Source organism: Bartonella sp. CL436QHHD, from assembly GCF_042195105.1.
Classification (GTDB): Bacteria; Pseudomonadota; Alphaproteobacteria; order Rhizobiales; family Rhizobiaceae; genus Bartonella.
This window is the reverse complement of sequence record NZ_JBHINR010000048.1, coordinates 103,580-105,520: the sequence shown is the minus strand read 5'-3', so window position 1 is coordinate 105,520 and position 1,941 is coordinate 103,580. Positions and strand designations below refer to the sequence as shown.

The following is a 1,941-nucleotide window of genomic DNA, read 5'->3' as shown; positions in this document are numbered from 1 at the left end:
CTCCAGGACGCCAACTCTCTAGCTGATAAGGACCAACACAAGCAGAATGACTTGCCAAATACCGGTTTCCCATATCACCATCTTGTTCGTTTTTCATGAGTGTCTCACGATCCAGCAAGGCAGCAGTGCGATTAGTGGAAATATTGCTAAGAATGAGCTCTGCTGGATAAGGTTTATCAAATTTCATCACCACCGTTTTGTCATCCGGTGCTTGAAAAGCCTCATCAACATTTTGTTCTGTAATCCCATATTCATTAAATGTTGCCGCATTAGACAATTTCAATTTGACAACCCGCTTCATACCCCAAACAAGATCATTGGCATTCGCAGGACGACCATCGTTGAACTTCAAACCATCACGCAAATGAAAAGTAATCACAGTACTCTGATCATCACTTAAAACATCCCAACTCTTCGCTAACGAGGGAACCATTTTAGTAGCATCATCTGTAGCAGAAACGACTAAATTATCACAAATATTGTTAACCAATTCAATTCCATAACGGTCATTGAGTTGTGCAGGGTCAAATGTACTTATTGGATCGAGATTCCAAGCCATCACAAGCGTATCAGCAGGTGTTTTCGCTGAAACTTGTTGCACAAACATCCCCATTGCAAGAACAGCAGAAATAAAAGAACCGCCCTTTTTCAATATTTTTCTTTTCACGTTCATAGAACCTTTCACGTTCATAGAATTTTCCTTTTAACGTTTATTGTATAAATTCCCCATGCAGCAAAACGTGCTTAATAATTAAGTTTAGACGAACGATAGGCTCCTAAAGATCAAACTTTAAAACCTTCAAGAACAAGCACCTCTTGTCAATGACTCCTCCTGTCTACACTTATAAGCCAAACTAAAACATACAAAGGAAAACACTCTGATATACAATGAACGCTCACCAACAACAGAGCTTATTCACGATATCATAACGCCTACTATTGAAGACTATAAAACCTGTATTTTTTCTATCTTGTTAAGCAAGCTTGTCTCGTATTTCTTCCGGCGTGTTCTATACCATCAAAGCACTACCCCTTTTGGCTCAAGTACCTTAATAACAAAGAGCCTTCATAATAATTTGACGATTTGATAAAACAGGAAAATTTGTCAGTTTGCCAAGTGCAACGACTTTTATTCCTTCTTCAAAAGAAAATTTAATTTTTTCATCACTCCCCGTAAAATAACACCCTCCAAATGACATCTCATCATCTTTCAAAGAAAAAGAAAATATGAACACTATAAAAAACTGATATCCCTTGTGTACCCACCCATAACAAAACTTTCCTTCAACACAGCAAAACCTTTGCACCTTTAGCACCACTAAATTCCGCGATATTTGTTACACTTAGTTTCTTTATGTTATACTCAGTTTTTTAACAAATAAATTGACCACTTTCTAATTCAGAGAAATTGAAATATCGATCTTAACATCCACTTAAATACACCTCTAATGAGAATGAAAAATATCTTTAAACGAATGTCTTGAAAAGACATTCAACAATATATCACGCATTACCTATAATCTTCGACGCATTGCAAAACTTGAAAATTTATACAATACGCCGAATATATCATGACGATGCCCTTTATCTATTGAACAGCATTGAAGACACTCTTATTTTTCAATTTTACTATAAAAAATATGTGGCGCACTATTCCAAACCCACTTTTTGACATCAGGCGTCATCGCAATAACAGTATATTTCTGATAGATAAACGCATAAGGTCCTTTTTGCATAAGTTCACGTTGTAAATCAGCATATATTTGTGCCCGTTTTTGCGGATCTTTTTGAAACAACGCCTCTTCAACTTTTTTATTCATTTTGGCATCAAAATACCCATGCTGCCAACTAGGATAGGCTGTATTTTTAGCCTCAAGCCGATTATCTGGATTATAAACAAGACGTGAAGCCATTGTATGAGGATCCGCAGAATCATTATTC

General features: G+C 36.4%; 2 protein-coding genes and 1 pseudogene. All 3 read right to left on the bottom strand.

The window, feature by feature from the left end:
• The coding region (locus ACFIKN_RS07250) for an ABC transporter substrate-binding protein (protein ID WP_375658147.1) at positions 1-673 on the bottom strand (673 nt) is incomplete at its 3' end.
• A gap of 376 nt (positions 674-1,049) precedes the next feature.
• Entirely contained in the window at positions 1,050-1,199 is a 150-nt protein-coding gene (locus ACFIKN_RS07245) for a hypothetical protein (RefSeq protein WP_273790725.1), read from the bottom strand.
• Positions 1,200-1,613: 414 nt separating this feature from the next.
• Positions 1,614-1,941, bottom strand: a pseudogene (locus ACFIKN_RS07240) (ABC transporter substrate-binding protein); the annotation flags it as partial.

Bases quoted from the DNA above. Each gene is read 5' to 3' on its own strand.
- ACFIKN_RS07245 (WP_273790725.1), bottom strand. From the start codon at position 1,199: ATGTCATTTGGAGGGTGTTATTTTACGGGGAGTGATGAAAAAATTAAA.